The organism is Priestia sp. YIM B13489 (genome assembly GCF_042787645.1).
Classification (GTDB): domain Bacteria; phylum Bacillota; class Bacilli; order Bacillales; family Bacillaceae_H; genus Priestia; species Priestia megaterium.
On sequence record NZ_JBHZOQ010000053.1, the window covers coordinates 3,709,853 to 3,734,864 of the forward strand.

The window sequence follows — 25,012 nt, forward strand, 5'->3', positions numbered from 1 at the left end:
GACTTTTTATTAATACAGTGAATTCACGGTATTCAACAGCTCTTCTGACCATGTCCAATCGCTGATTTCAACAGCATCTGTTACGTGATGCAATTTACTAGCTCCGATAATGCTTGATGTTACAGCGGGCTGATTCAATACCCATGAAAGAGCAAACTGAGACAAGCTTACTTCATTTTTTTCTGCTAACTTGCGATACTGCTCCACCAGCTGAAAGTTTTGGTCTGTAAAGTAGTTTCGCAGCAGCTTTTCACCATGCGCAGCGCGACTTTCTGGCGGCACGTCATTTGGTGTTTTATATTTGCCTGAAAGCATGCCGCGCGCTAACGGACTGTATACCATGACGCCTACACCTTCAGATTGACTAAACGGCAGCAGCTCTTGTTCAATTTCACGAGAGAGAAGATTATACTGAGGCTGAACGGAAATAAATTTTTCAAGATTCATTTTGTCACTAATATGATGAGACTTTGCGATTTGCCACGCGGCATAATTGGAGCAGCCAATATAACGAACTTTGCCTTGACGAACTAAATCATCTAGCGTGCGAAGCGTTTCTTCCATAGGTGTATTCGGATCAAAAAGATGAACTTGATAAAGATCAATGTAGTCTGTCTGCAGTCGTCGCAGCTGATTATCCACTTCTCTCATAATATGTGTGCGTGAAAGGCCTTTATCATTTTGGCCTTTTCCTACGGCAATGCCGACTTTTGTTGCGAGCACAACATCATCTCGTTTTCCTTTCAACGCGCGCCCAATAATTTCTTCAGATTCCCCTGTGCCATATCTAAACTCTTCATCCTGCCCTTTTCCGTAATAGTTGGCTGTGTCAATGAAGTTAATTCCGTTTTCAATGGCGCTATGTAAAATAGCTGCCGACGCTTTTTCGTCAATCCATCGTCCAAACGCCATGGTACCTAGACATAAATTTGATACTTCCAGACCTGTTGTTCCAAGCTTTCGATATTGCATCGATACCCTCTCCTTTGTATGGCTGTCTTTACTCTCTCTTATCATACACCTTAACCTCCACTTTAAGACAAGCCTTAAGCGTGCGTGCATATACAAAAAACAGCTAGGAACAGGCAGTGCTTCTAGCAGTTTCTGGGTTCATTTTACACTTATTTTTTTGCAATTCGCTTCTTCAGCAGACATAATATGGTAAGATAAATCATAGCTTATTCGTTATCGAAACTACATTAAGCTGCCGCTGTTAAAATAACGGCAATCCCATTAAAACAAGCATGAATGATCATACTTGGAAGCAGCGACTTTGTTTTTTCGTACACCCATGCAAACACGAGACCTGATAAAAAGTTAACGGGCAAGGTATTGTACGTTGGAATATGCACCAGCATAAAGATAAACGAACTTCCCACTAATCCAACGACAATCCCTCCTTTACGTTTCAGCCACGTATAAAAAAATCCTCGGTAGATAATCTCTTCATAAAAAGGTGAGATCACAGCGGCTGAAACAAAAGCAAGTATAAATGAAAACAGCGACAGGTCTTGCTGTAAACTGGCTGTTTTTTTATTTTCATACGTCATACCAAACCATTCCATTAGCACAACAATTGCCACACTTCCTAAGATCAGCACAAAAAGCCAAAAAAGAATGCGCGGCCAGTGCCGTTTTGAAAACCATTGAAAACCAATTTTTCTATCACCAGCCTGAACCATCAGCCCATACAGAGCTGATAAAAACACAGCTGCCATAACAAACCCAGTAGCTGTTCCAGCATAAAGGTCATTTTTAAACAGGGAATGTAAAGCATCCTGCAATATGCCTTCAATTAAGATAGGCACCCCAATAAACGTGACGACCAGCATAATTACGAATGATTTTATTGTCCATAATCCTTGATTTTTTTGTTTCAATTTACTTCGCCTCCCTTTTACATATATTCAGTATAAAAGGTGACGTAACGTTACCTGCAAGCATTTTTTTGGAGGGATTAAAAATGATTTATTTTTCTACTGGGCAAGCCGCTAAAAAATTAGGCCTCACGGTGCGTACACTTCGTTACTACGATCAAATTGGCTTGCTTCATCCATCGTCAAAATCAGAAAATGGAAAACGCTCCTACTCAGAAACGGATTTATTCACACTAGAGAAAATTACTTTGTTAAAAAACTTAGCCGTTCCTTTGCGAGATATTGAACTTATTCTTCATCAAGTGAGTATTGATGAACTTCTAGCGATTCACCAGCAAAAACTTCAGCAAAAAACTTCAGAAATTCAACGAGCTTTAGAACATACTCATACTCTTCGCAACAGTATAAAAATAGAAGGTGAATTAAACTGGAAGCAGCTCCTTCCTTTAGTTCAAAATCAGTCTACTACTAAAAGCAGCTGGACTGATCTGCTTTCGGTTTCAATAGAAGAAAGTGAGATTCTGCAGCATGATTTGCCTAAAATGGAGAATGCGAGTGCCGATAAATGGATTAACATGATAAAACGAGTTCAGCTTTGCTTAAAGCATCAGCGTGCACCTCAATCTGAAGATGGACAGCTAATTGCAGCTGATATACTGCTTTTATCCAGTGAGCTATTTGGCCCTCACACGGCTTTAGAAAAAGCCTTTTGGGATGTTCGCAAATCTCCTGAGGCATCAAGTTCACTTAATCTCTACCCTATCGACAGCGAAGTCCTTCAATTTATTGAAGATGCGATTATTTTTTACGAACAACACATAAAGGAATGAAGGTATTGAAAAGAGAAAAGCTGTTTGCTAATTCTTCTTATAAAAAATTATTTATTTCAAGCACTGCAGCAAGCTTCGGAGATTTATTTGATATGTTTGCGGTGATGACGCTTTTTACATACGTGTGGCACGCAAATTCCCTCTGGATTACGCTTATTCCTGTCGCGTACGCTTTACCTAGCATCCTGCTAAGTCAAGCAGCAGGAAATTTAGCGGACCGCTATGATAAAGTACAGCTGATGTTTCTGTCTGAACTAGTCCGTCTTCTGTTCACATGTCTGTTATTTTTCACAAATGAACCGCTTTTGGCACTTGGGGTGCTGACGCTGCGCTCTATGAGTTCTGTTATGAAAGTGCCCGCACAGCTGGCTTGCGTTCGAGAAGTGGTCAAAGAAGATCAGCTGCTGCAGGCCTCTACTTTACAAAACATTATGTTTCAAATTGCCAAAGTTGTGGGGCCGTTTCTCGGAGCCGCCGCGCTGACGATTGCAACGCCAAAAGCATGCATTTTAGTTAATGCCGCAGCTTGTATGATTTCTATTGGCGTGCTGTTTTCACTTAAAAAAGCAGGTAAAAACATTCAAGGGAAAGCTGCTCGTTCTTCCCATCAAGCGAAAGAAACGTACTCAAACGGCTGGAAAATCGTTTTTCAGCACTCACTCCTTTTACGCGTCGTTATTTTGTTTCACCTTTCGTATTTTGTAGTGATGCTTGTTGACGCTCAAATTAGCATCTTTCTACGAGATGTGCTGCCTCACCATCCGGAAATGCTCGGCTGGCTGCTTTCTGGAATCGGACTGGGGGCGCTAGCAACAGGAGTGTATCTTAATAGAAAAAAACAAGTTCACCATCCATTTAGACTGTTATCACTTGGACTGCTTCTATTTGGAGGGGCTTTATTTTTCATTAGCTGCTTTAATCCAGCCGTTATGTCACGCTATTTCATTTTGATTGCTGCACCTATTGGAGGAGCTGGAGTTGGGCTTAATTTACTGCTGTTTAACTATATCGTTCAAACACACAGCGACAAGGAACACCTCGGAAAAGTGTACGGATTCATCAACACCTTAACGAGTGCCGTTTTACTTACTGCTCCTCTTCTTGGAGGCATGGTCGTAAAGCTTGCAGGTGCTCAGACGACTTTTTTAACGGCGGCAATCATCATCGTAAGCGTTGGATTTGTGAGTATGCTGATGCCTCTGCGTGATAAACGGGAAAGAAACGTTCAGATTGACGCATAAAAAACAGCTTGAGGTTAACCTCAAGCTGTTTTTATAGACTCCTATTCATCAACCAGCGGCTACATAAATCAAAGCAGCTAATATGTTCGATACTGCAATAGCTCCAAATCGTTTTGCATCTTCAACTCGGCTCACCTTGCGCGTCTTTTTGGCTGAAAAGAATGTGCCTGTACTTCCTAGCACGATACTGTCAATAAGGTATGCCAAAGCTAAAACCAGTGATACTGCTCCCATTGTGCCTGACACAAAATAGAGATAGCTCCACTTTTCTGTAAAAGCAGCAAGGGCAAGAACAATCCCGACCTTCACGATACCTGCTATAAATCCTTTTTTAATCATTGCATCCCTCTTCCATTCCTACCCCTTAAATTTTACCATATACTTCTTTTTTGTAAGATATCTTACATTTTATTCTACTATACTCATACCTTATGGTAAAATTAGTAAGAGAGGTGGTACATATGAAAAAACGTCAAGGAATCACGCTGCTTTTATTTATACTCGGAGCAGCCTCTATTTCTTTTGGGATGGCTTTAAAAAATATCTTTCCTTATTCCCCTGCAGCCGGGTGGATTTTAGGAACACTGCTTTTGTTAGGAAACTCGTTTTATACGAGAAGATACTTACATAGAAGGTCAATTAAGAAGTAAATATCCGCCCTGAGCCGTATATACAAACCTTCATTCGGTTATGGTAAAATAGATAAGCAAAAACTGGATGTAAGGAGATTTTGAGTTTGAAAACAGGATTAATATCTGGCATTATATCTTTAATTATTGTGATTATCATTTCTATTACAGCAGGCAACTGGCAGTATATTTACTATATTTCAGGCCCTCTTGGCATATTACTTACGGCAATTGCACTTGTAACCTTACTGGACGCATTTCGATTTGAAACGAGAGGACCTTACTTTACCCCGGTCCGGCAGCGAGAGGATACCGAATGGATGAAACGTTTTATTATTGCAGCTGTCCCTCATTTAGTTGCTTCATGTATTTGTATCTTATTTTTATAAAAACCAAAAAGCCAATGAATGATCTTCATTGGCTTTTCTTATTTATTATGTTAAATACCGCGCGACATACCGTAATAATCAATACGGTACTCCACAGCTCCTTCTGCAAATACATTTACAGCTGATTTGGAATCTTTTTTCGGGAATACCCGGGAAGTGAAGACAATTTTGCCGCCGTTTATATAAATTTCGACGACGCTTTTGTCGACAAATACGCGAACATCGACTTCATTTGACGCTGTCCATTTTTCAGAGCGAACCACACCGTATTCCGTTGCATATTGATGGTGGAATGAAGAACGGTCGAGTCGCACTTCTTGCTTTTCTGTATCAAACACGAGGCGAAGCTCTTCTTCTTTACTATTAAATAGCTCTAAACCAAACTGTTTGGCCCCTATCTCGCGGAACGTCATATTGATTTCATATGCATTGTTTGTTGCTTCATCAATGATCACTTCTTCATTTTTTAGCGTTCCTCTAAAATGAACTGCTTGATCTCGAAGCTTATGTAACTCTTCTACAGGCTTTTGAACAAGTTCATTTCCTTCAAGCGAAAGCTCACGAGGAAGCGTTAAGGCATGGGCCCATCCGTATTCGTCTGACGGATAGTCAACGTCCGGATTTCCAATCCATGCAAATAGCAAGCGACGTCCGCTTTCATCTTGGAACGTTTGCGGTGCATAAAAGTCAAACCCTTTATCAATTTCACGGTAATACTCCATTTCAAACGTTAAACTTTCCACATCAAATGTTCCCACCGCGTAAATTACATTGTAAATATTATGAAAATCGTGGCCATCTGCTTTGATTCCTTGCGGCGAAAAGACAAACACATCTTTTCCGTCCAGTTTAAAGTAATCCGGGCACTCCCACATATAGCCAAAGTCAGGAAGCGATGTTTTAACTTCGCCTTTAAATGACCACTGAAGCGCATCGCTTGATTCATACACAATTAACGCGCCCGTTTCGTTTTCACGCTGAGCGCCTAGCAGCATATAATATGTATCATTTTCTTTCCATACTTTCGGATCACGCACATGTCCTGTATACCCATCAGGAACGCCTTGTACCGCTGGATTATGCGTGTATTTTTCCACACTTCCATCCCTGTTTAGCATCGCGATACATTGATTAGCTGAACGTGAGCCGTCTTCGTATTTTACATTCCCCGTATAAAACAGCAGCCCTTGACCATCTTTTTCAATCGCGCCACCTGAGTATGCGCCGTGCGATTCATATTCTTCCGTTGGCGTTAACGCAACCGGAAGGCGTTCCCACGTTACTAAATCCGTAGATTTCACATGAGCCCAGTGCTTCATTCCATGCATCGCACCGTACGGATACCACTGATAAAACACATGATATTCACCGTTTAATTGAATCAATCCGTTTGGATCATTCATCAGCCCGTACTGTGGATGAATATGATAAATCGGCTGCCAGGTGTCTTTGATTGCTTTGTCTTTTAATGCTTCTAACTCTCCAGATTTTGCTTCTAAAATCGTTCTGTACTTCGATTCAGCCATTTCTTCAATCCCTCCAGCATCTAAAAAAAGAGAACGTATTCTCCTTGCCCTCTATGATATAAAATTTTAAGTGAAAATGCTACCAAAGAACGAATGTTGTCGTTTTCTTGTGTCGGATTTTATAGATAAGTTTTTTTCTGTTTTTATAGCAGAAAAGAAGGTTTTTCTGTCAGGTGGTTGAATACTATATACAATCAAATTTCACCAGCCTGTACGAGCGTCCGACGGCACTTGCACATTTTTTTAGCGAATCATTTGCGTTTTACAGGAAGTATTCAACAAAATGGTAAACCCTTCATATTACATATTATAAAAGGAGGAAATGTCATGACAAAAGAAAACGTAAAAGAAACAGTGGGTAAAGAAACAAAAGGTGGAAGCAAAGAGTTATTAGTCGGCACGTTAGTAGGCAGCGTAGTCGGTGTCACAACAGCTTTACTAGTAGCGCCAAAGTCTGGAAAAGAGCTGCGTGCTTCTATTCAAGACGGAGCGAATCAAGCACTTGCTAAAACAGGTCAAGTGAAAGAAACGGTATATGCAAAAGGCCAAGACCTCAAACAGCGCACGGCCCGCCTTTCACAAAAAGTCTCCGAACAATCTTCGCAAGTTGTCAACAAAGTGAAATCTCTGCGCACTGCTAAAGAACAGCCGCTTGCAGAAACGGCTGCAGCAGAAGAGCTTGAAACGACAGAAATCGTTCAAGATCCTGTTCTTGAAGCTGAAGCGGTGCAAGAAGAATTAAATACAATTACGCAAGAAGTAAGTGATTTAGAACAATCTGTCGATGAAACAAGACGTTAATAACAAGCTGTAGAGATATCTCTACAGCTTTTATGTATATTCGCTATCTTCCTTCCACCCTTCAAAAAAATAGCCTCCGTACGGACACGGCTCTGATTCCGGCAGTTCTTCATAACGCTGTCCGCTGTAATACTTCGCCAGCACAATCTTAGGCTTAAAAGCCGCTACTCCTTCACTGTCTTCTTTCCCCGCTCCGCTTTCTCTCATCAAACAAAAAATATCCATTCCCGCAAACTCTCCGTACCCTTGATAGCACGACTCATAATAAACTTTACCAGGTATCACCAAATAGCACTCCCGCTGCCACGACGGCTGTTTACTGTAGACACTCGCAATACTTATTCCACTCACTGCACACTTCCAGCTGCAAATTCCAACCATACAACGCCTCCAACGACTTGATAGTCTATTCATCTACAACTTTTGATGAAATCAAACATCCGTTGACATGTACAGAATTTTATCCTCCACCAAAAACCTATACTACCAGATATCCTGTCCCCTTGACTTCACCCCAAAAGTGCTACATCGATAGAAATAAAAAAGGTCTGATAAATCGACCATTTCTGGTGATTATCAGACCTCAAGTTTTTCTGCATTTGAGCGGCTTATTTGCTGTTCAAGCGATTTAGCTAGCAGTACGATTTCATGATCTACATATTTTGTTTTGATTTCTTCGATTTCCATTAATGTTTTAGAAAAGCTTTCTGCATTATTTCCCTGTCTGTGCTGCACATCTTTAAAGAAATCAAGCAGTGCCTCGTTAGACTGCGTTGGACGGCTAAAATCAATCGTGTACATTTTGTACCCCAGTGTTAAATTTGTTGTAGTTGTCATAATTATTTCCCCCATTCTTCCTATAGTGATATATCTTCTACTCTTTACCCTTTAATTCCTTCTTTTTAACCTAAATTAATTATTTTTTTCAAAAAAACTTCCCATTATAAGAAAAAACACCCTTATAACAAGGATGTTAGAGTATTCTTCCCTTCGGTACAATTCCAGATGCAAAGTCATCTTTGAACTTAAAGCTAGCAGAATTGTTTTCCGTTAGAAAATGTATTTCCCATTTAAAGACCGGATATTCGGGCTTGTACATTTCGACTTTCTGATCGGGATTTTCTTCTAATCTTGCAATTACTCGTTTGAATCCTTCATATGCAATCCACCAATCGCTTCCGGTTTCATCGGTAATAAAACAAATAGAACCGTCAATTAAATGAAGGTTTTGCTTGATATCATCAGCATTTGTAAAATACGCATTTCCAAACGTTTGAAGACAATGATCGCAATAACCTGCTTTGCCTCCATCTTTATAAATCCAGTGCGCAATTGGCTCACTGCAGTCTTTACACGTATTCGTCACTTCTTGGAGAAATGTTTTTCCGCTCCACTGTTCCTTTTCATCTTCAAAAACGGTCCATACTAAATAACTTTCCGTTTGCTCTGAAATAAAAAGGCGAAACGGCTCGTCTCGATGCCAAAAGTGGATATTTTGTTCATCTGATTCTTCAAAGTCAATGACAAAATTATCTCGTTCTAATATATGTCGAATAACGTTGGTTAAAAAGGTAACATCCATATAAGGACCTCCCGTACTAAGCGTGACTTCTAGTAAAAATAGCGTTTATGAGTTAAAACATATCATGCGTGCTGAAATAACGTCAACGATTACCTCTTGCTTTCTCCGAAAACTGGAAAAGAAATGGTCAAACGCGTTATAATGGTAGTCATGTTGAAACGGAAAGGAGATTTTATGAAGTTTACCGTTCAATCAACTGCACTTTTTCTTCTCTTTTTTATTTGTTTAAGCGGCTGTTCTGATAACGCCGAGCAGTCAAAAAAGCCGGCCGGCTATTTAGTTCAAGGGCGCATTTTAGAAGTGAAACAGGATGAAATTCTTATTGCAAACGTCATTCCGCGAGATACTGCGCTTGACTATACAACAAAAGAAATACTTGGTTCTAGCGATGTACAGCCTATTTATGTAAAAGTTTCGGATGATCAAACATACAAAAAAGGACAGCTCGTTAAAGCATGGCTCAAGAAAGACAAAAGCGTTCAGTATTCCGTTCCGGCAAAAGGCAAAGCTGTTGAAGTCAACATTTTAAAACAGCCGTAGAAAAGCTCCTGTTACGGGAGCTTTCTTCGTGTCAGCTGCCGTCCGGTCCGATTCATTTTATGCTGTTCAAAATCCCACTTTTCTAAAAAGCGCTTTGCTGATATATAACCAGATTCATATAAAAATTCGATTTCTTCTTCCTTTAAGGCAAAATCCGTTGCCGTAATCACCCCCGTTGGAATTTGCACCGTTCGTTCTCTTGTCTCCGCGTTCAAATACCGCAAATCATGAGCTTGCAGCATCGTGGTAAACATACTTTTAAATAGATGCACTGGCGTCGGAATAATAGCGGCTGTATCAATTTCTTCTTTTACAAATCGAAAGCCAAACGTCGGGAAACGCGGATGCTCCGTATCAAACAGCCAAATCGGAAAATTGCTTAAAAGCGCCCCATCGACAATGTATGACCTCTTGAACCCTTTGGATTTCCAGATGACGGGACGAAAGAAAAAAGGAATGGACGCACTCATCATCACAGCTTGTGAAATCTTCATGTCGCTTGGCTGCATTCCATATCGTGGCAAGTCGTCAGGCAGCACAAGCATCTGTCCGTTCGAAATGTCTGAGGCAATAATTTTCAGCTTATCTGCCGGCAAATCCGCAAACGTTTCGATTCCTTTTTCACGCAGTAGACCATACACCCATTTTTCTAAATAATCATTTTTATAAAAGCCTAAATGAACCATCAGTTCAATCAAGTTTCCAATCAGAGGAATTCGGTTAATGATCGTTTTCCCGCGAAACTTAGCATAGTCCATGTTTTGAAGCTCTCTGCGAATTTCACCGCTTTTATAGCCGCTCGCTAAAAGTGCCGCAATTAACGCTCCCGCTGACGTACCTGCTAGACGCTGCCATTCTACATTGCTTTCTTCCATCGCTTCAATCGCACCCGTGAATGCAATTCCTCGAACGCCTCCCCCTTCAAATACAGCATCTGCTTTCACATTTTTCCCTCCAATACAACTCTCTACTTTTTATATACCCTTTTTTTATATTCAGGGTTTCATTACTCCATACCTTTTATTTTCCCAACAAAAAAAGACTGTTTCTTTGATCGAAACAGTCTTTTCTTTACAGTCGCTTTATTACTATTCGGTAGTAATTCATTGTCAGCCAGTAGAAAAAGAAATAAATAATCCCGTATACTGCATCCGCTATTAAAACAGGGACTATCAGACTTTCACCGGTTAGATTCGTAATGACGTTCAGCGCAAATAGACTGTGCAAGATACCAATTACTAAAGGCAAACCAAACGTAAACAGCTGCTGCTTTCGAACGGCGCTCATCACTTGAGACACTGAAAACCCAAGCTTACGCAGGACTTCAAATCTTTTGCGCTCTTGTTCGGCTTCGGAGATTTGCTTAAAATAAATAATACTGCCCGTTGCCATCAAAAAGACGAGCCCTAAAAACCCTCCAATAAAAATAAACAACCCTTTACTCATTAAGCCTGCTTGAAACACATCATAGTATGAAGTACGGCTTTCGCCAGCTTCTTTTGCGATTTGATGATAGTTCTTAGTAAGTTCATTTTGTTTGTTTCCATCATCGGTATTAAATACGTACACCGCTTGCTTTTGTCCAGCTTTTAAAAGCTTGTTAAATGTATCGTGGTTGACTACAAACTGATAGCCGGCACTGTCAGAATCAAGAATGAGCAAAGGCTCGGATTTAACGACTTTTAAAGCAAGCTGTTCTGATTTGCTCAGCTCCACAGCTGCGGTTTTACCTGTACTAGGTTTAAACACTTTTCCTTTTGCCATTGAATCAAAAATAACGGTTTCGTTTGCGCTTAGCTCAGGGACCGAAACGCCATTCTTACGTACTTCTTCTTCATCTAAAAAGCTGATTTGTTCCCTATCTTTATAGTAGCCCGATGTAATAAATCGAAAATCCGATAAATCAGCAGAGTGCTTCACGATATGATAGACGTACCGATTTGATTGGATATCTAGCTCATCCAGTACATCCGTAAATTCTTGCGCTGCTTTTTTGCTGTGCAGCGTATAGTCATAAGGCTGCATGCTTCTGGCGTCGGCTTTTGTATTGTAGTACGAGGAATACGTCACACCAACTGCTACAAGTGTAGTAGCCGACAAAATCGTAATTAGGGTTAACACTTGTGCATTTGCTTTAATTCGATACATCATAGTAGAAACGCTTAGCATATTTGCAAACGAATAATATCGGTTTGCATGCTCTCGGTAAAGCCCCATCAGCCACTCAATTGTGGCTTTAAAAAGTAAAAATGTACCGAAAATGACCGAGAACAGTACAACGGCTACAATTAGAAAAAACTTAGGTGTCACAATGTTTCCAGATGAAAGGTAGTATCCGTAGCCAACGAGTAAGATACCCAGTCCTCCCACTACAATTGAGCGTTTCGAATTCATTTTATTTACGCGTTCACTTTTGCTTTCTGCTTGAAACAGATCTAATAGCGTATAGCGGTACATAATAAAATAGCCTTGAAACGATATAAAAATGGTAACAATCAAAAACACTACGGCTGTTTTTAAAACCGCTTGAAAAGAAAATGTGAGCGTAATCGAAAGCGACAGTCCCATAAGCTTTAGTAAAAACAGCACAAACAGCCTTGAAAACACGGTACCTAGTAAAATACCGACCACCAAAGAAAAAATCCCCAGCAGCATATTCTCATAAAAAATCATTTTTCCAATCGTACGTTTTTCAATGCCGACTAAATGATACAGCCCGAGCTCTCTCTTACGCTGCCTGATAAAAAATGAGTTTGTGTACCAAATAAAGACAACAATAAAGGTAAGCAGAACGTAGTTTGAAGCATTAAAAATGCCCTGCAGCCTCAGCTCTTCTCCAATAAACTTTGAAATCGATTGGTCGTACTGAAGCGTAGCAAACACATAGTACACAATAATACTAAAAATCATTGAAAAGAAATAAAGGCTGTACCGGCTAATATTTTTGCGCATATTCTTTTTAACAAGATCAAATACGGTCATAGCCTTCACCGCCTAATGCGCCTTGAATGTTCATAATTCGTTTAAAAAATGCTTGTCTCGTTTGTTCGCCTTTAAACAGCTCCGTGTAAATTTGTCCGTCTTTAATAAACAGCACGCGGCTGCAGTAGCTTGAAGCCAGCGGATCATGCGTCACCATAATAATCGTGGCACGGTCTTCTTGATTTAATTGCGACAGCTTTTCAAGAAGGCTTGAAGCAGCTTTGGAATCAAGAGCTCCGGTAGGTTCATCGGCGAAAATAACAGCTGGATTCGTAATCATTGCTCTCGCTGCTGCAACGCGCTGTTTTTGTCCGCCAGAAATCTCATACGGATACTTATCCGCCAGCTCATAGATGCCTAGTCGCGTTGCGGTGTCTTTAAGCTTCGCTTCCATCTCTTTCTTAGACATTTTTGTAACCGTAAGCGGCAGAAGAATATTTTCTTTTACCGTTAACGTATCCAATAAATTATAATCTTGAAAAATAAACCCTAAATGATTGCGTCTGAAAGCAGACAGCTTCTTATCTTTCATGAGCGCCACGTTTTCTCCTTGAATCCATATCTCGCCATCGGTGGGACGGTCAATCGTTGAAAGAATGTTCATCAGCGTCGTTTTTCCCGCTCCAGATGGTCCCATAATACCGACAAACTCTCCTTCTTCGATTGTAAAATCAATTCCTTTTAGCGCTTCGTATACATTTCCTCTTGCTCCAAACGTTTTAGTTACATTTTTTCCTTCAAGAACAATGCTCACTTTTCCTCCTCCTTTCGTTCTTTTGTAGGCCACACGCTTTTCACTCGCTGCGGCAGCTCACTCTTTGTTATAATGTCATATTTCCGAACTTCATTGCCTCGAACGAAAAGGTCAATAACCGTTCCTTCTTTTAACTGTTTAATCGTTGTAAATGTTTGAAACGTTGTTTGTCCTTTTTCGTTTATCACTGAAATTGTATATTGAACTCGTCCATACTCATCCACTTTTTTTGCTTCTTTTGGGATAATCCCGTATTGATGCTCCGTTGCGGCTTTTTGATAAATCTTTATTCCTCCTATACCTGCTCCTACAACCAAAAGCAGAGCTAAAAGGCTAATCCACTTTCGCTTCATGTACGTTCCCTCCTTGTGTATAGCTCTATCTTACTTTGAAACAAGGAAAGATTCGTTTGAAGCAGATGACAATCTCAGCGTGCAATCTTACATTTTTGAAAGGTTATCAAAAGAATTCAGTTTGTAGAAGGTCAGGATCACCGTGGTGCCTTCGTGTAAAAGTGAATTCACTTCTATTCGATGGCCAAGAGCATCTGTAATTTTTTTTGAAAAATACAGCCCTAGCCCCGTAGCTCCCTTCGTTTTTCTTCCCGCATTTCCTGTGAATCCTTTTTCAAAAACCCGGGGAAGATCTTGAGTTGGAATCCCTTTTCCTTGGTCAGCGATAAATAACTTTACGTACTTTGGCGTTTCTTCACTAAAAAAAGAAAGCTTTCCTTCTAGAGGGCTATATTTAATGGCGTTAGACAGCACTTGCCTCACAACAAACTGCATCCATTTTGGATCAGTGTGCACCAGTATGTCTAGATTTTTTTCATCAATATGCAGTTTCTTTTCAATACACCATTTTGAGAAGTACGCAACGTTTGGAAAAACAAGTTCGCTTAGCGACACTGCCTGCACCTGATAATCTTTTTCTAAGTACTGCAGGCGTGCAGAATATAAATTCTGATCTACTAATCCGTCAATTTTCATCCACTCATCTTCAATATCCTTTAGCCAAGGCCATTTATAAAGCTCTGTACGATGAGCATTAATAAGCAGCTTCATCGCAGTAAGCGGCGTCTTGATCTCATGAACCCAAGTCGTTACATATTCCTGCTGCTCTCGCTGCTGTACGTGAAGAGCATGAGTTTGTCTGCGATACACACGATCTATATGCTGCAGCAAACTCAGCATATCTTCATCTGCTTTTGTTCGAACATATGGCTGCATTTCTTGCAAATCGTACGCATCATTCCGCAGCATTAAGCTCAACTTTTTTAGAAATTTTTTTTCTTTTACTCCTCTCCATAAAAGAAACAGAATCAGCAGACACAGCGTTAATAGATTCAAATACCAAAACGAAGTGGACGACACCTTAATATCATACTCCAGCAGCAGCAGAGCATCGATTACACTCAGCCATATAAGAACAAATAAAATCCAGCTTAGTCTCTCTCTTAAAAAACTTTTCCACATCTTAATTCACCAAATATCCTTGGCCTTTTTTGGTCACAATTTTATCATTCAGCCCGATGTCTTCCAGCTTGGTGCGAATGCGTGTGATGTTGACAGAAAGCGTATTGTCACTTACAAATTTCTCATCTTCCCATAACCTTCGCATAAGCTCTTCTCGCGATACAATCTTGCCTCGTTCTTCCAAAAGAAGCCGTAAAATAAAAAATTCATTTTTCGTTAAATGAATTTCTTGATCGTTGTAATGCAAACTTCCTTTTTTTAAGTCTAGCACCGCCCCGTTCCACTCGATAATATCTGAAATCGTATCTCCATATGAATACGTTCTGCGCAGAAGCGCTTGCACTTTAGCAACAAGAACATCCAAGTTAAACGGCTTTTGAATATAGTCATCTGCCCCAACATTCATTGCCATAACAATATCCATTGGATGTTCACGAGAGGAAAGAAAGACGATAGGAGTTTTTGAAACTGCACGTATTTGCTGACACCAGTAAAACCCGTCATATACAGGCAAATTCACGTCTAAAATAACAAGCTCTGGGCTTTCTGCAATAAATACTTCCATTACCTTTTGAAAGTCTTCTATTCCAGCCACTTCAAATGACCACTGCTCAAATTTCTCTTTCACTAATTCATATATTTTATCATCGTCTTCTACAATTAAAATTTTCATACATTCACCTCTGTATTGTCCGATATATTATGTATAACCCACTGTTGAATACTTTCTTAAAAGCTCATCTAATTCATTAGCATGACAGCAATTTTCTTAAAAATAAACCATTTATTTCTGTAAAACGAAGACTGAACGAGTATTATCGTAGTGTAAACTTGTATATGTTACAAGTTTCCCTGTACAAATACTACAAAATAATGACAATATCGTTAATAAGTAATCTTTAAACTCCATTAAATGCTCATTTTTTGTTACTATAGTATATAAGATGAAAACTTAAACTAATTTGACATGTGGATATGTAAAAAGGAGCTAGTTATCAATGAGTGTACCCAACAAATTACGCGACAACGCAATGGTGATGTTAAAAGAGACAAGCCGAACATTTTTTATTCCAATTAGCCACTTGCCGGCAGAATTGCAGGATGCAGTAGGATCTGCTTACTTATGTATGAGGGCAATTGATGAAATTGAAGATCACCCTGAGCTAGAAGCCGGTGTAAAAAGCCGCTTGCTTTACGACATTAGTGACCTGTTAAAAAAGTCTTTTAACGAAGACGAGTACATGGCATTAGTAGGTCCTTATCAAGCTGATTTACCTGACGTAACGCTTCAGCTCGGCAACTGGATTGCGCTTTGTCCGACTGGAGTTGCAGATCAAGTATTAGATGCAACTTCTATTATGGCCAAAGGAATGGCCGATTGGGTAGAAAAAGACTGGCATATTCAAAATGAAGCGGATTTAGATGACTATACGTTCTACGTAGCTGGTCTAGTAGGTGTGATGCTTAATGACATTTGGAAATGGTATGACGGCACGGAAACAGATAAAGAATTAGCTATTGCGTTTGGACGCGGCTTGCAGTCTGTTAATATCCTGCGTAATACCTCGGAAGATTCAGAACGCGGAGTCAGCTTCTTTCCTAACAATTGGAGCAGAGAAGATATGTTTGCCTACGCTCGCCGCAATCTTTCACTAGGAAAGAAATATTTAGAAGATGTCAAATCGCTTCCGATCCTTCATTTCTGTAAAATTCCGTTAGCGCTTGCTGATGGAACATTAAACGCCTTGATGAAAGGAAAAGAAAAAATGACGCGTGACGATGTAAATAAAACGGTAAATGAAGTTGTGGATATGTAAAAACAAAAGCACGGAGCCCCTGGGTTCCGTGCTTTTTATATCTCTACCTGCAGACTTTCATATAAAGCGACTATTTCCCCTTGAATAATAGGGTAGTGTTTCAGGGTCGGAACACTTGAAAGCTTTGGCGCTCGTTTTTGCTCAGCTGCTGCAGCTAGCTGAGCAAATGTTTCCTGAAGCTCTTGTTTCTCCGTTTCTGACAGCTCATACCCTTCAAACGACGCAAGAAGCATATAACCTAACTGCTGTGTAGCGACAACTGCAGGCCACAATCCTTCTAGTTTGACGGCCGTTTTAGAATATTCTCCAATCACATTATCGTACAGCGCCCGAAGATTAACGAGTTCTCCTTGAAGCTTATTTCTTTCTCGTTTAATTCTTTCTTCATCTTGTTCGGTGCTTAGCATTTCTAAAAACTGTCCTTCTTTTCGTATCACATCTCCAAGCAAATATGGCAAACGAAGCGAAGAAGCTCGTTTGAAAATTAATACCGTGCCGACCACTCCAATAACAGAACCAATGACAATATCAATCACTCGAGCAGACGTAAAGTAGCTAATCGCTTTATCCGGATGACCGCTTTCAGCAATTAAAAGAGCATTCGGTGTGATAAAGAGCGTGCCGAGCGCGTAGTTTTTAACAATTACAATTTCAATCGTCGACTGAAGCACAAAGACAATGAGCGCAATGACGATTCCCGTTGGTTCAAGCATCAGAATCCCGGTTCCAATTAAAATACCTAAAATGGTTCCGACAGAGCGCTGAATACCTCGCTGAACCGTTGCACGAACGGTTGCTCCAAGCATTACTCCCGCGCACGTAAGCGGAATCCAGTAAGACCTTGGAATATTTGTCGTGTAGGCAACGGCTGCGGCAATGATCATAATAATTCCGTAGCGCAAAGCATTTTTAAGCACATACGAACGTTTGTGAAAAGCAGCTTTTAACCGTGTTTTTACGCTGCCTTGTGAAAATTGAATATACTCTGTTTCTTTTAATTCTTTCATTTGAAGAACGTCATTTACATCCAATAGCAATGTACGCAGCTCTTCTTTGATGGACAGCTCTTCAATTTCTTCTCGAACGTCTCGAATTTTTTTATGCTTTTTTAACGTGGCCATTTCAGATGCGAACGTTTCAATCACCGCCTGTGCTTTTTTAGAAACAGCTGGATTAAAATCGTTCGCAGCGGCCATCACAAAGATAAACAGTCCTTCGGCTTTTTGATTTAATAAAAACAGACGATGCGCAAACGATGATTTTTTTCGATTGATTTTCGCTTGTTTCATCGCTGTTTCCGCTGCTCGAAGCTCGACAACCGTTTTATGCTGCTCGGCGTGAAATGATTCCGTACCAAGAGACCCGACAAATGAAGCTAGCTGCCTGTACGCTTTCGCCACAGCGGCAGTTTCAGGTCCGCGCGGGTTAATAAGCCAGCCGCTCATGCTAATACACCAAGATAGTGTCCCTCCTAAAAAAACGAGTCCTGCGTGCAAAAAAACAGCCTGCAAATTCGGCGCTGGAATGCTCGTGCTCACAGCAAATGAAAGGACAAAAAACATGGCAGAAGGTCCTGGAATTTTTAACGCTCCGAAAACATAAACCGATACAGCTCCAATAACACCAAATAAAATAGTTTTCATCCAAGCTACGTCAGCAAATAACGAGCCGAGTGTAAAGCACAGTGTAACGCCAAGCAAAGCTAAAAATAACTTAACAGCACGCTGCGCATAAGGCTCATCTTTTGTATACAAATATGTAAAGCCGCCAATGCTTGCAATGAGTCCGTACTGCAAATGATCAAACAAAATCCCTATCAAAATCGGCAGGCTTGAAGACAAGCCTGAGCTGATTCCTCTTACCCACGGAGAAGAAGCGTGGTTAAAGCGAAAAGCGGCTTTGATTCCCGGCGCTTTTGGAGAAGCCTCAATTTTATGATGAATTTCCGTATGATTATATGCTGGTGACTTTTTGTCATCACTCACCTTGACCTCCTCCTTTCTCTCCATATATCTTTCCTGTTCTTAAAACGAGATAAACCTAAAAAACCGCTGTTCCTATCCGTATTGTGTTTAGGAACAGCGGTTTTTATCCTTGTGAGCAGCGTACAGTAAAAACAAAAAGCAGATGAAACGAATGTCTCATCTGCTTTTTACTAACAGCTCTACTGCTTCTTTTACTAAGTTTTCGGTATTCTCGCCTTTTTCAATGCTTTCTCTTACACATTGTTCAAGATTGGTGCTGACAATAACACCCATCGTGCGATCAATTGCGCTTCTGGCTGCTGAGAGCTGTGTCACAATGTCACGGCAGTCTTTTCCTTGTTCCATCATATTTAAGACACCTTTTAACTGACCTTCAATACGTTTTAAACGATTTTTAACTTGCTTATCATATTCCATCATACTACTACCTCCGCTCATGCATGATTGCGCTTCTTGCTTTTAAGCTGTACGCAAGAAGTAAATGTATACACAACTTTATACCTATTAGGGTATGATGTCAAGTAAAGGAAGTTTAACATAAATGTTAATACTTGTTTACAACGTATTTATTGTCCTGTAATCTAAACTTAGCAATCTGACAGTATAGTTAAGCTGTAAAAACGACTTACACTGGAGGTTTGAGATGACTACATACGGGAAAAAATTAATGGCAAGTCTATTCATTATCATGGCATGTATTTTAGGGTTTATGGGGCATGCGGCTTTTTTAGCTCCTGAAAAAACGGAAGCTGAAGTAAATTATGATGCGACACTTTATTTTCCGTTAGACCGATATCCTGAAACGGGTGATCATATTCGTGACGCGATTGCCGCTGGGCACTCTTCCGTTTGTACAATTGATCGCGACGGTGCTGAAGCGAACCGAGAAGAATCCCTGAAAGGATATCCGACAAAAACAGGTTATGACCGTGATGAATGGCCAATGGCTATGTGCGAAGAAGGCGGAGCAGGAGCTGACATTCGCTATATTTCACCTTCTGATAACCGCGGAGCCGGCTCATGGGTTGGAAATCAGTTAGAACAGTATCCAGATGGTACACGCGTACAATTTATCGTTCAATAATAGCAGAACAAGCTTTACTTTGAAGAGGTGAAATCATGAAAACAAAATGGAAAGAACAAGAGCTAACCATGTCTTATCATCAGTTTACGCTGTTTCAAAAAGGACAGCCAAAGCCCCATCACGACTGGAGCGATGAAGATATTCAAAAAGGATATGTCGCAGACGATAAAGCTATTTCATTTGAAGCCGTATCAAACACAAGAGCCATTATTGAAGTATGGGTAAACGAAACTCCAGACGCATCAAAGGCTGAAAAGACCACTCGCCTTCCTTTTCACGTCGAAAGCGATGGGATCGAAATCAAAAGCGTCCTATCTGAAACCTTAAGCTATGACATTCCAAACGGGTATTATTACGTCACATGCCTGACTATTCCTCTTCAAGAAAAAACAAACTCTGGCCTTTATCTAGTGAAGTATTTGCTGCATTTTGAAAGTCAATAAAAAGCAGGCAGCCTACTGTAAACAGTTCAGGTAATATACAACAGTAATAACTCATAAAAGCTCAGAGCGATATATAGCTCTGAGCTTTTTGGTGCAAGATGCTAAAATATCCATCCGTTAAAAACCATACCTAAATTAATAATAAAATGAAAAACTATGGCTGGGTATATGCTTTTCGTCTTTAAAACGACAAATGCATAGAAAAATCCACCAAGAGAAAAAAGTAAACTCATGATTACAGGAATTCCTATTGATATGTGCAAAAGACCGAATCCAATACTCGTAATGAAAACAGCATAAAAAGTGGAAAGATTACTCTTTAAATGAGATAACATGATCCCTCTCCAAAGCAACTCTTCTAAAATAGCGTTTATAACGGAGAATACTATACCGTATATGACGAATGATTTTGTATAGCTTATATCTTCAACTAACAGTAACGGTACAAAGATTGTAGCCGAACCAATCAGACCAAACATTAAAAAGTACGTTAGCTTAATCGAATGATATGGCATCACTATACGTTTCTGCCAGTCTGGTAATGATGCAAAAAGAAATACCTTCTGTTTGGACAACAAAATGAAAAGCAATAGTCCACCTATGATGAACAGAAGTAAAATTCTGTTTACAATGATTTTCATCTCTTTAGATAGATCCCATTCAATGAAATAATTGCTTCCTATTTGAAACATACATGTTCCTATTAAAAAGAATAGAAAAAGAGAAACCGTTGAACGATATTTAGAGGTTAAAGCATAGATAAAAAGCATGCCTATGATGGGCAACATTTCCGCAGCAAATAACTTATAAGAAAAAAGAACAATCCCGAAGAAAAATAAACTTATTATAAGGATGAGTAATACATTTATTCGTAAATATTGGATATAAAACTCCTCCTTTCACTGTCCTTCTGATTCGTTTTATAGCAGCGGAAATTTAACCAAACAATTTTTATTTAAGCAATGAAAATAAGCTGAATCCATCCATAAAAACAAAAAATCGAGGATAAAACCTTTGCGATTTCATCCTCGATTTCCTTTACTAATCCTACTGTTACTTTCTCAGATAATCAAAACACTGGCCGTCTTCTTTTTATTGTGCTTGATATTCATAAGTTTCTTTATTCGATATAAACGGGCTGATTTCACCAAGCGAGAACAGGTGCAGCTCATGCATCGCTCTTGTGCATGCCGTATAAAATAAATTACGCTCGTATTCATCTTGGTAACATTCACTCGACGCATTGTAAATGATGACGGCATCAAATTCAATTCCTTTTGCTAAGTAAGCTGGCAGAACAAGCATGCCTTTTTCAAATGAACTTGTTTCTTTTGTCAGCAGCCTTGCAGACATCGCTTCAGGAAGTGCTTGGAATGCCTGAAGACTTTCCTCAGCTGTTTTGGCAATAACGGCAATCGTTTTATAGTTTTGCTGCTTCAATTCATTAATTTTGTGTATGATTGCCTCATGAAGGTCTTGGACGTTATCTGCAGCCGTAACGGTTGGCTTCGCACCGTCTCGATTAAACGGCTCGATTAAATGGCCATTTGCCACCATATCTCTTGAAAACTCGACAATTTGACGTGTTGATCGGTAGCTTCTCGTAAGAGTCAGCGTTTCTGCTTCTTTCTCTTCGTACAGTTCGCTTGAAAGAATGGTCGGTGCGTTCAAGGCGTGCGCATAGATCGCTTGATTCAAGTCTCCAAGCAGCGTCATTCTGGCATGCGGAAACAGCTCTTTTAAAAACGCCAGCTGAAACGGTGAATAGTCCTGTGCTTCATCAATAAACAAATAGCGAATGACAGGATTAGCTTTGCGCCCTTCAATTTGATCTTTTATATATAAGTAAGGCGTTACGTCTTCATAAGACAGCTTCATGTTCATGACTCTTTGCACCGTGTTTTTAGCAGTGTCTTCCCATCCTTCTACATGTAGAAAAAGGTGACTCCTTTCAAACAGCTGCATATAGATACGTCGAATGTCGATAAATTTAAGCTGCTTGATCGCCTGCTTAATAAATTTCATTTTCTTAGCTACAACGGCCTTGGCTAAATACGCTTGTTCCCGGTCGAAATCATCAAATGAGCTTTCCGTATAGCCTTCCTTTTTCTGCAGATGCTGATAGGCCTCTACATAATCTTCTTTTTCTAAGAGCTGAATTTCTTCTTGAACCCAATCTTTTTTGCGCTCAAGTTTTTCAAGCTGATTAATGAGTTTAAGCGCCCACTCGGCTACGAGCTGCATCCTGTTAGGAATGGAAATTCCCGTATCAAGCGAATAGAAATAAGACAGCAAACGCCGAGCAGATAACACAATTTCGCCGCGAAACTTAATGTTTTTAAAAATGATGTCTTTAGTAGACAGTTCTTCAATATACGCATCTACCTGCTTTTTAAATTCACGGCTTGCTTTGTAGCGAATTTCCTGCATTTTTTGCTTTTTTGCCGCAGCATCTTTTTCCGTTAGCAAATATTCGATTTGAACGAACAAGTCCTCCACTTCAAACTCGTTTCCTAACCGGCCATCGGCATATTGCTGAAACGTTGTTTGTTTCATATTGTCTTCTCCAAGCTCCGGAAGAACGGTTGAGACGTAGCTGTTAAAAAGCGGATTTGGTGAAAACAGCATCATGTTTTCTGCAGTCAGCTGCTTTCGGTGATGATAGAGAAGATAAGCCACGCGCTGAAGAGCCGCAGACGTTTTACCGCTCCCTGCTACTCCTTGAACGATCAGCACTTTATTTTTTTCATTTCGAATAATTTGGTTTTGTTCTTTTTGAATGGTCGCTACAATACTTTTCATTTGACTGCTTGCATTGTGTCCGAGCACTTCTTGAAGCAGCTCGTCGCGAATGGTAATCCCTGTATCAAACATGCTTTTAATTACGCTATTTTCGATAATAAACTGACGCTTTAGCTTCATCTCGCCTTTAATCGCTTCACCTGGCGTTTCGTACTGCGCTTTTCCCGGTGAATAATCATAATAAAGACTCGAAATAGGCGCACGCCAATCATAAATTAAAAACTCTTCATCTTTTTGATCCATTAAAGAGCCCACGCCCACATAAATAGCTTCTGCTTCTTTTTCACCATTTTCTATAAAATCAAAACGTCCAAAATAAGGGGATTGCGTTAATTTTTTTAATGTTTTTAATTGATCATACGCTTGTCTATGGGTAATTTCACGTTCAGCTAAAAGTTCTGCCTGCTGCTTAATGCTCGTAAATGTCTCAATCACGTCATCTGGCTCATCCATATTAACCGTAACATCGTCCCAAAACGTGCTTCGCAAATCGACAATTTCGCCTTTTACGTTTCCTACGCTTTTACCTATTTTTTCAGCTTTTTGGCTGATTTCTTCTACTACCCAATCAACTCGCTGCTGTTCTTCTGTTAAATTTTTGTCTTTCACTTATCCACACCCCTTACACACGTTACCCGATAACAAAACTTGTTACCGGGTAAAAGCGATCGTTGTTTATTTTTTTCAGAGTCTACATACTTCCCTACTGAGTTCGTAAATCCCTGCTATGTAACCATATTATGTCTTAATTTCCACCGTTAGTATACTGAAAAATAATGAACTCCACAACAAAAAGGGCTGAGAAAGTCTCAAGCCCCTTATCTTTATAGGTCGTTCCTCTACTTATTAGCTATTACTGTTTCCAAAAAGTTAGCAGATGAATGATGGCTGACACCACTTCTACCCCTTGAAACGCCAGTAAACCTGCTGCTGCCGCTGTAAACAATCCGACTACCGCTTCTTTAAAAATGAATGGCATTGATACCAGCTCCTTTGCTTATTTAAAATAAGTAGATTTGTTATCATTCTACTCCTTTTTTCAGAATTTTCAATACCTTTTTATCAACAAAATAAAATAAAAACGCTTTCACTTTATAAAAATAAAGTGAAAGCGTTTTTTAAGCTTCCTTTTCTAATGCGTTCAGCGTAAGTGAATATTCTAATCCTTTTCCTTTTTGCACAACGTGCTGCACTTTGCCCATGTTGCACGCTTCTTGCGCACTAACGGTCATGCCGTTTGTTAACTTGAGCTGCACAGGTTCTTCCGCAATTCGTACATCGCATGCTAAAGCTAACTCATATCCTCCGCCAAACGTAAAGTTTGTAAGAAGCGCAATCGTTTGTTTGGAGCTGCATGAAATACGCTGAAAAATCGCTCGAGCTGCTACTGCATGAATTGGCTGATAAAGCCTTCCTGTTTCTTCACGTAGGAAAGAGGTTGTTCTATGATCTCCGTTCATTTTATAGTACTCTCCCATAAATACAATAGATCCAACCGACCCATCGTGCTGCAGCTCATTCATCGTTTCTTGCAGCTCATACATGACTTCACTGTTCAAACGATTAAGCATTGACTGATTCATTCGTACAACCGCCACATGATTTCTTTTTTCTACTTTGATAAACCTTTTCATCGTTCCTCCGCCCTTTCCCCTGTTGTTCTTTATAAATAAAGCGCTTTCAAAATATTTCGCTTTTTAATAGAAAAGTTATTTTCATAGTTTCATCATACAACAAACTCATAATTATTTCCATTACTTTTTTAATTTTCCGTCAATAATCCCCTGAATCATTTCCATTTTTTTATCAAATAAGACGTGCTATAGTATAAACAGCACAAATGCAGCTGAACTCACTGATAAAAGGAGTAATCACTATGAAATACGACTTAACAAAATGGGAGCCTCACGGCTATTCTTGCCCTGTGGAAGCAGCCGTTGATGTAGTCGGAGGCAAATGGAAAAGCGTCATTTTGTATCAATTATCGAAGGAACGCCGGCGCTTTAATGAACTGCGCAGACTCATTCCTGGCGTGACGCAGCGAATGCTCACGCTGCAGCTTCGCGAACTCGAGCGCGACGGAATTATCCACCGCGAAGTCTATAAACAAGTTCCGCCTAAAGTAGAATATTATTTAACACCCTTTGGAGAAACGCTCATCCCTATTATCGAGCTGATGTTTAAATGGGGATATGATCATACCGATAAAATTGCTGAAGCGAGAATTCAAGCAGAGAAAGAGTAAAAAGCACGCA

At 39.9% G+C, this 25,012-nt stretch carries 29 protein-coding genes; 10 read left to right on the plus strand and 19 right to left on the minus strand.

Translation table 11 applies throughout. The features are described 5' to 3' along the window. Window positions 1–9: 9 nt before the first annotated feature. Window positions 10–972, minus strand: coding sequence for an aldo/keto reductase (locus ACFX4W_RS24980; RefSeq protein WP_043978500.1), 963 nt, complete (start codon window positions 970–972; stop codon window positions 10–12). A gap of 227 nt (window positions 973–1,199) precedes the next feature. Next, entirely contained in the window at window positions 1,200–1,880 is a 681-nt protein-coding gene (locus tag ACFX4W_RS24985; protein WP_043978498.1) for a CPBP family intramembrane glutamic endopeptidase, read from the minus strand. Between the two features lie 83 nt (window positions 1,881–1,963). Between ACFX4W_RS24985 and ACFX4W_RS24990 the strand changes: the two genes are divergently transcribed. Further along, window positions 1,964–2,707 carry a MerR family transcriptional regulator gene (locus tag ACFX4W_RS24990; protein WP_043978496.1) on the plus strand — a complete coding sequence of 248 codons (744 nt, stop codon included), beginning with the start codon at window positions 1,964–1,966 and terminating at the stop codon, window positions 2,705–2,707. Further along, window positions 2,704–3,948, plus strand: coding sequence for an MFS transporter (locus ACFX4W_RS24995; RefSeq protein ID WP_241771345.1), 1,245 nt, complete (start codon window positions 2,704–2,706; stop codon window positions 3,946–3,948). Before ACFX4W_RS24990 ends, ACFX4W_RS24995 begins: the two co-directional genes overlap by 4 nt. A 48-nt stretch (window positions 3,949–3,996) precedes the next feature. Here ACFX4W_RS24995 and ACFX4W_RS25000 read toward each other — a convergent pair whose 3' ends face one another. After that, a complete protein-coding gene (locus ACFX4W_RS25000) occupies window positions 3,997–4,287 on the minus strand; it encodes a hypothetical protein (protein WP_043978492.1) in 291 nt (96 codons plus the stop codon). Window positions 4,288–4,409: 122 nt separating this feature from the next. On the opposite strand from ACFX4W_RS25000, the gene ACFX4W_RS25005 reads away from it, so the two are divergent. Both ACFX4W_RS25005 and ACFX4W_RS25010 read left to right on the plus strand, forming a co-directional pair. Next, window positions 4,410–4,598 carry a hypothetical protein gene (locus tag ACFX4W_RS25005; RefSeq protein ID WP_013058545.1) on the plus strand — a complete coding sequence of 63 codons (189 nt, stop codon included), beginning with the start codon at window positions 4,410–4,412 and terminating at the stop codon, window positions 4,596–4,598. Window positions 4,599–4,684: 86 nt separating this feature from the next. Further along, window positions 4,685–4,966, plus strand: a complete 282-nt coding sequence (locus ACFX4W_RS25010; protein WP_013058546.1) for a hypothetical protein — start codon at window positions 4,685–4,687, stop codon at window positions 4,964–4,966. Window positions 4,967–5,016: 50 nt separating this feature from the next. Here ACFX4W_RS25010 and ACFX4W_RS25015 read toward each other — a convergent pair whose 3' ends face one another. Further along, window positions 5,017–6,492 (minus strand): glycoside hydrolase family 32 protein, encoded by a 1,476-nt coding sequence (locus ACFX4W_RS25015; protein WP_043978491.1) that lies wholly within the window; start codon window positions 6,490–6,492, stop codon window positions 5,017–5,019. Between the two features lie 327 nt (window positions 6,493–6,819). Between ACFX4W_RS25015 and ACFX4W_RS25020 the strand changes: the two genes are divergently transcribed. Then, a complete protein-coding gene (locus ACFX4W_RS25020) occupies window positions 6,820–7,293 on the plus strand; it encodes a YtxH domain-containing protein (protein ID WP_013058548.1) in 474 nt (157 codons plus the stop codon). A gap of 30 nt (window positions 7,294–7,323) precedes the next feature. Here ACFX4W_RS25020 and ACFX4W_RS25025 read toward each other — a convergent pair whose 3' ends face one another. The 3 genes from ACFX4W_RS25025 to ACFX4W_RS25035 form a co-directional block, all read right to left on the minus strand. Next, on the minus strand, window positions 7,324–7,674 hold the full coding sequence (locus ACFX4W_RS25025; protein WP_043978490.1) for a hypothetical protein: 351 nt from the start codon (window positions 7,672–7,674) through the stop codon (window positions 7,324–7,326). 195 nt (window positions 7,675–7,869) lie between these two features. Beyond that, complete coding sequence (locus tag ACFX4W_RS25030) at window positions 7,870–8,130, minus strand: hypothetical protein (protein ID WP_016765166.1); 261 nt, start codon at window positions 8,128–8,130, stop codon at window positions 7,870–7,872. Between the two features lie 136 nt (window positions 8,131–8,266). Continuing rightward, window positions 8,267–8,875 carry a hypothetical protein gene (locus ACFX4W_RS25035; protein ID WP_013084537.1) on the minus strand — a complete coding sequence of 203 codons (609 nt, stop codon included), beginning with the start codon at window positions 8,873–8,875 and terminating at the stop codon, window positions 8,267–8,269. A 174-nt stretch (window positions 8,876–9,049) separates the two neighbouring features. Between ACFX4W_RS25035 and ACFX4W_RS25040 the strand changes: the two genes are divergently transcribed. Next, a complete protein-coding gene (locus ACFX4W_RS25040; RefSeq protein ID WP_043978486.1) occupies window positions 9,050–9,415 on the plus strand; it encodes a DUF3221 domain-containing protein in 366 nt (121 codons plus the stop codon). An 11-nt stretch (window positions 9,416–9,426) separates the two neighbouring features. On the opposite strand, the gene ACFX4W_RS25045 is transcribed toward ACFX4W_RS25040, so the two are convergent. From ACFX4W_RS25045 to ACFX4W_RS25070, 6 genes are all read right to left on the minus strand, one after another. Then, window positions 9,427–10,359 carry a patatin-like phospholipase family protein gene (locus ACFX4W_RS25045; protein WP_043978484.1) on the minus strand — a complete coding sequence of 311 codons (933 nt, stop codon included), beginning with the start codon at window positions 10,357–10,359 and terminating at the stop codon, window positions 9,427–9,429. A gap of 127 nt (window positions 10,360–10,486) precedes the next feature. After that, the gene (locus tag ACFX4W_RS25050; RefSeq protein ID WP_237074204.1) at window positions 10,487–12,397 is read right to left on the minus strand and encodes an ABC transporter permease; all 1,911 of its coding nucleotides are present in this window, start codon (window positions 12,395–12,397) and stop codon (window positions 10,487–10,489) included. Continuing rightward, entirely contained in the window at window positions 12,384–13,151 is a 768-nt protein-coding gene (locus ACFX4W_RS25055) for an ABC transporter ATP-binding protein (RefSeq protein ID WP_043978480.1), read from the minus strand. The genes ACFX4W_RS25050 and ACFX4W_RS25055 overlap by 14 nt, the downstream gene beginning before the upstream one ends. Further along, window positions 13,148–13,504, minus strand: coding sequence for a DUF1093 domain-containing protein (locus ACFX4W_RS25060; RefSeq protein ID WP_043978477.1), 357 nt, complete (start codon window positions 13,502–13,504; stop codon window positions 13,148–13,150). The genes ACFX4W_RS25055 and ACFX4W_RS25060 overlap by 4 nt, the downstream gene beginning before the upstream one ends. Window positions 13,505–13,591: 87 nt before the next feature. Then, window positions 13,592–14,626 (minus strand): sensor histidine kinase, encoded by a 1,035-nt coding sequence (locus tag ACFX4W_RS25065; protein ID WP_162214837.1) that lies wholly within the window; start codon window positions 14,624–14,626, stop codon window positions 13,592–13,594. A 1-nt stretch (window position 14,627) separates the two neighbouring features. Further along, on the minus strand, window positions 14,628–15,299 hold the full coding sequence (locus ACFX4W_RS25070; protein ID WP_043978471.1) for a response regulator transcription factor: 672 nt from the start codon (window positions 15,297–15,299) through the stop codon (window positions 14,628–14,630). 325 nt (window positions 15,300–15,624) lie between these two features. Here ACFX4W_RS25070 and ACFX4W_RS25075 point away from each other — a divergent pair, with 325 nt between their 5' ends. Then, window positions 15,625–16,443, plus strand: coding sequence for a squalene/phytoene synthase family protein (locus ACFX4W_RS25075; RefSeq protein ID WP_028411023.1), 819 nt, complete (start codon window positions 15,625–15,627; stop codon window positions 16,441–16,443). A 35-nt stretch (window positions 16,444–16,478) separates the two neighbouring features. Here the strand turns inward: ACFX4W_RS25075 and ACFX4W_RS25080 are convergent, their stop codons facing one another. Further along, window positions 16,479–18,428, minus strand: coding sequence for an FUSC family protein (locus tag ACFX4W_RS25080; RefSeq protein WP_165575892.1), 1,950 nt, complete (start codon window positions 18,426–18,428; stop codon window positions 16,479–16,481). Window positions 18,429–18,584: 156 nt separating this feature from the next. Next, window positions 18,585–18,845, minus strand: coding sequence for a metal-sensitive transcriptional regulator (locus tag ACFX4W_RS25085; protein WP_013058561.1), 261 nt, complete (start codon window positions 18,843–18,845; stop codon window positions 18,585–18,587). Between the two features lie 292 nt (window positions 18,846–19,137). On the opposite strand from ACFX4W_RS25085, the gene ACFX4W_RS25090 reads away from it, so the two are divergent. Then, a complete protein-coding gene (locus ACFX4W_RS25090; protein WP_223269005.1) occupies window positions 19,138–19,512 on the plus strand; it encodes a NucA/NucB deoxyribonuclease domain-containing protein in 375 nt (124 codons plus the stop codon). A gap of 35 nt (window positions 19,513–19,547) precedes the next feature. Further along, window positions 19,548–19,955 carry a competence protein ComJ gene (comJ, locus tag ACFX4W_RS25095; RefSeq protein ID WP_043978463.1) on the plus strand — a complete coding sequence of 136 codons (408 nt, stop codon included), beginning with the start codon at window positions 19,548–19,550 and terminating at the stop codon, window positions 19,953–19,955. Between the two features lie 101 nt (window positions 19,956–20,056). Here the strand turns inward: comJ and ACFX4W_RS25100 are convergent, their stop codons facing one another. From ACFX4W_RS25100 to ACFX4W_RS25115, 4 genes are all read right to left on the minus strand, one after another. Next, window positions 20,057–20,647: a CPBP family intramembrane glutamic endopeptidase gene (locus ACFX4W_RS25100; protein ID WP_377560233.1), complete on the minus strand. Its 591-nt coding sequence runs from the start codon at window positions 20,645–20,647 to the stop codon at window positions 20,057–20,059. A 400-nt stretch (window positions 20,648–21,047) separates the two neighbouring features. Further along, window positions 21,048–23,366 carry an RNA polymerase recycling motor HelD gene (helD, locus tag ACFX4W_RS25105; RefSeq protein WP_043978457.1) on the minus strand — a complete coding sequence of 773 codons (2,319 nt, stop codon included), beginning with the start codon at window positions 23,364–23,366 and terminating at the stop codon, window positions 21,048–21,050. 244 nt (window positions 23,367–23,610) lie between these two features. Continuing rightward, window positions 23,611–23,736 carry a hypothetical protein gene (locus tag ACFX4W_RS25110; RefSeq protein ID WP_016765178.1) on the minus strand — a complete coding sequence of 42 codons (126 nt, stop codon included), beginning with the start codon at window positions 23,734–23,736 and terminating at the stop codon, window positions 23,611–23,613. A 139-nt stretch (window positions 23,737–23,875) separates the two neighbouring features. Continuing rightward, complete coding sequence (locus ACFX4W_RS25115) at window positions 23,876–24,391, minus strand: enoyl-CoA hydratase/isomerase family protein (protein ID WP_043978456.1); 516 nt, start codon at window positions 24,389–24,391, stop codon at window positions 23,876–23,878. A 242-nt stretch (window positions 24,392–24,633) separates the two neighbouring features. On the opposite strand from ACFX4W_RS25115, the gene ACFX4W_RS25120 reads away from it, so the two are divergent. Then, a complete protein-coding gene (locus ACFX4W_RS25120) occupies window positions 24,634–25,002 on the plus strand; it encodes a winged helix-turn-helix transcriptional regulator (RefSeq protein ID WP_013084552.1) in 369 nt (122 codons plus the stop codon). The last annotated feature ends 10 nt before the right edge of the window (window positions 25,003–25,012 follow it).

What these genes read in the sequence shown, in the direction of transcription:
- ACFX4W_RS25050 (WP_237074204.1), bottom strand. Translation starts at nt 12,397, where the DNA reads ATGACCGTATTTGATCTTGTTAAAAAGAATATGCGCAAAAATATTAGC.
- ACFX4W_RS25070 (WP_043978471.1), bottom strand. Translation starts at nt 15,299, where the DNA reads ATGAAAATTTTAATTGTAGAAGACGATGATAAAATATATGAATTAGTG.
- ACFX4W_RS25100 (WP_377560233.1), bottom strand. Translation starts at nt 20,647, where the DNA reads ATGTTTCAAATAGGAAGCAATTATTTCATTGAATGGGATCTATCTAAA.
- ACFX4W_RS25065 (WP_162214837.1), bottom strand. Translation starts at nt 14,626, where the DNA reads ATGTGGAAAAGTTTTTTAAGAGAGAGACTAAGCTGGATTTTATTTGTT.
- ACFX4W_RS25015 (WP_043978491.1), bottom strand. Translation starts at nt 6,492, where the DNA reads ATGGCTGAATCGAAGTACAGAACGATTTTAGAAGCAAAATCTGGAGAG.
- ACFX4W_RS25035 (WP_013084537.1), bottom strand. Translation starts at nt 8,875, where the DNA reads ATGGATGTTACCTTTTTAACCAACGTTATTCGACATATATTAGAACGA.
- ACFX4W_RS25040 (WP_043978486.1), top strand. Translation starts at nt 9,050, where the DNA reads ATGAAGTTTACCGTTCAATCAACTGCACTTTTTCTTCTCTTTTTTATT.
- ACFX4W_RS25060 (WP_043978477.1), bottom strand. Translation starts at nt 13,504, where the DNA reads ATGAAGCGAAAGTGGATTAGCCTTTTAGCTCTGCTTTTGGTTGTAGGA.
- ACFX4W_RS25115 (WP_043978456.1), bottom strand. Translation starts at nt 24,391, where the DNA reads ATGAAAAGGTTTATCAAAGTAGAAAAAAGAAATCATGTGGCGGTTGTA.
- ACFX4W_RS25030 (WP_016765166.1), bottom strand. Translation starts at nt 8,130, where the DNA reads ATGACAACTACAACAAATTTAACACTGGGGTACAAAATGTACACGATT.
- ACFX4W_RS25120 (WP_013084552.1), top strand. Translation starts at nt 24,634, where the DNA reads ATGAAATACGACTTAACAAAATGGGAGCCTCACGGCTATTCTTGCCCT.
- ACFX4W_RS24980 (WP_043978500.1), bottom strand. Translation starts at nt 972, where the DNA reads ATGCAATATCGAAAGCTTGGAACAACAGGTCTGGAAGTATCAAATTTA.
- ACFX4W_RS25005 (WP_013058545.1), top strand. Translation starts at nt 4,410, where the DNA reads ATGAAAAAACGTCAAGGAATCACGCTGCTTTTATTTATACTCGGAGCA.
- comJ (WP_043978463.1), top strand. Translation starts at nt 19,548, where the DNA reads ATGAAAACAAAATGGAAAGAACAAGAGCTAACCATGTCTTATCATCAG.
- ACFX4W_RS25020 (WP_013058548.1), top strand. Translation starts at nt 6,820, where the DNA reads ATGACAAAAGAAAACGTAAAAGAAACAGTGGGTAAAGAAACAAAAGGT.
- ACFX4W_RS25110 (WP_016765178.1), bottom strand. Translation starts at nt 23,736, where the DNA reads ATGCCATTCATTTTTAAAGAAGCGGTAGTCGGATTGTTTACAGCGGCA.
- ACFX4W_RS25090 (WP_223269005.1), top strand. Translation starts at nt 19,138, where the DNA reads ATGGGGCATGCGGCTTTTTTAGCTCCTGAAAAAACGGAAGCTGAAGTA.
- ACFX4W_RS25085 (WP_013058561.1), bottom strand. Translation starts at nt 18,845, where the DNA reads ATGGAATATGATAAGCAAGTTAAAAATCGTTTAAAACGTATTGAAGGT.
- ACFX4W_RS25075 (WP_028411023.1), top strand. Translation starts at nt 15,625, where the DNA reads ATGAGTGTACCCAACAAATTACGCGACAACGCAATGGTGATGTTAAAA.
- ACFX4W_RS25000 (WP_043978492.1), bottom strand. Translation starts at nt 4,287, where the DNA reads ATGATTAAAAAAGGATTTATAGCAGGTATCGTGAAGGTCGGGATTGTT.
- ACFX4W_RS24995 (WP_241771345.1), top strand. Translation starts at nt 2,704, where the DNA reads ATGAAGGTATTGAAAAGAGAAAAGCTGTTTGCTAATTCTTCTTATAAA.
- ACFX4W_RS25025 (WP_043978490.1), bottom strand. Translation starts at nt 7,674, where the DNA reads ATGGTTGGAATTTGCAGCTGGAAGTGTGCAGTGAGTGGAATAAGTATT.
- ACFX4W_RS24990 (WP_043978496.1), top strand. Translation starts at nt 1,964, where the DNA reads ATGATTTATTTTTCTACTGGGCAAGCCGCTAAAAAATTAGGCCTCACG.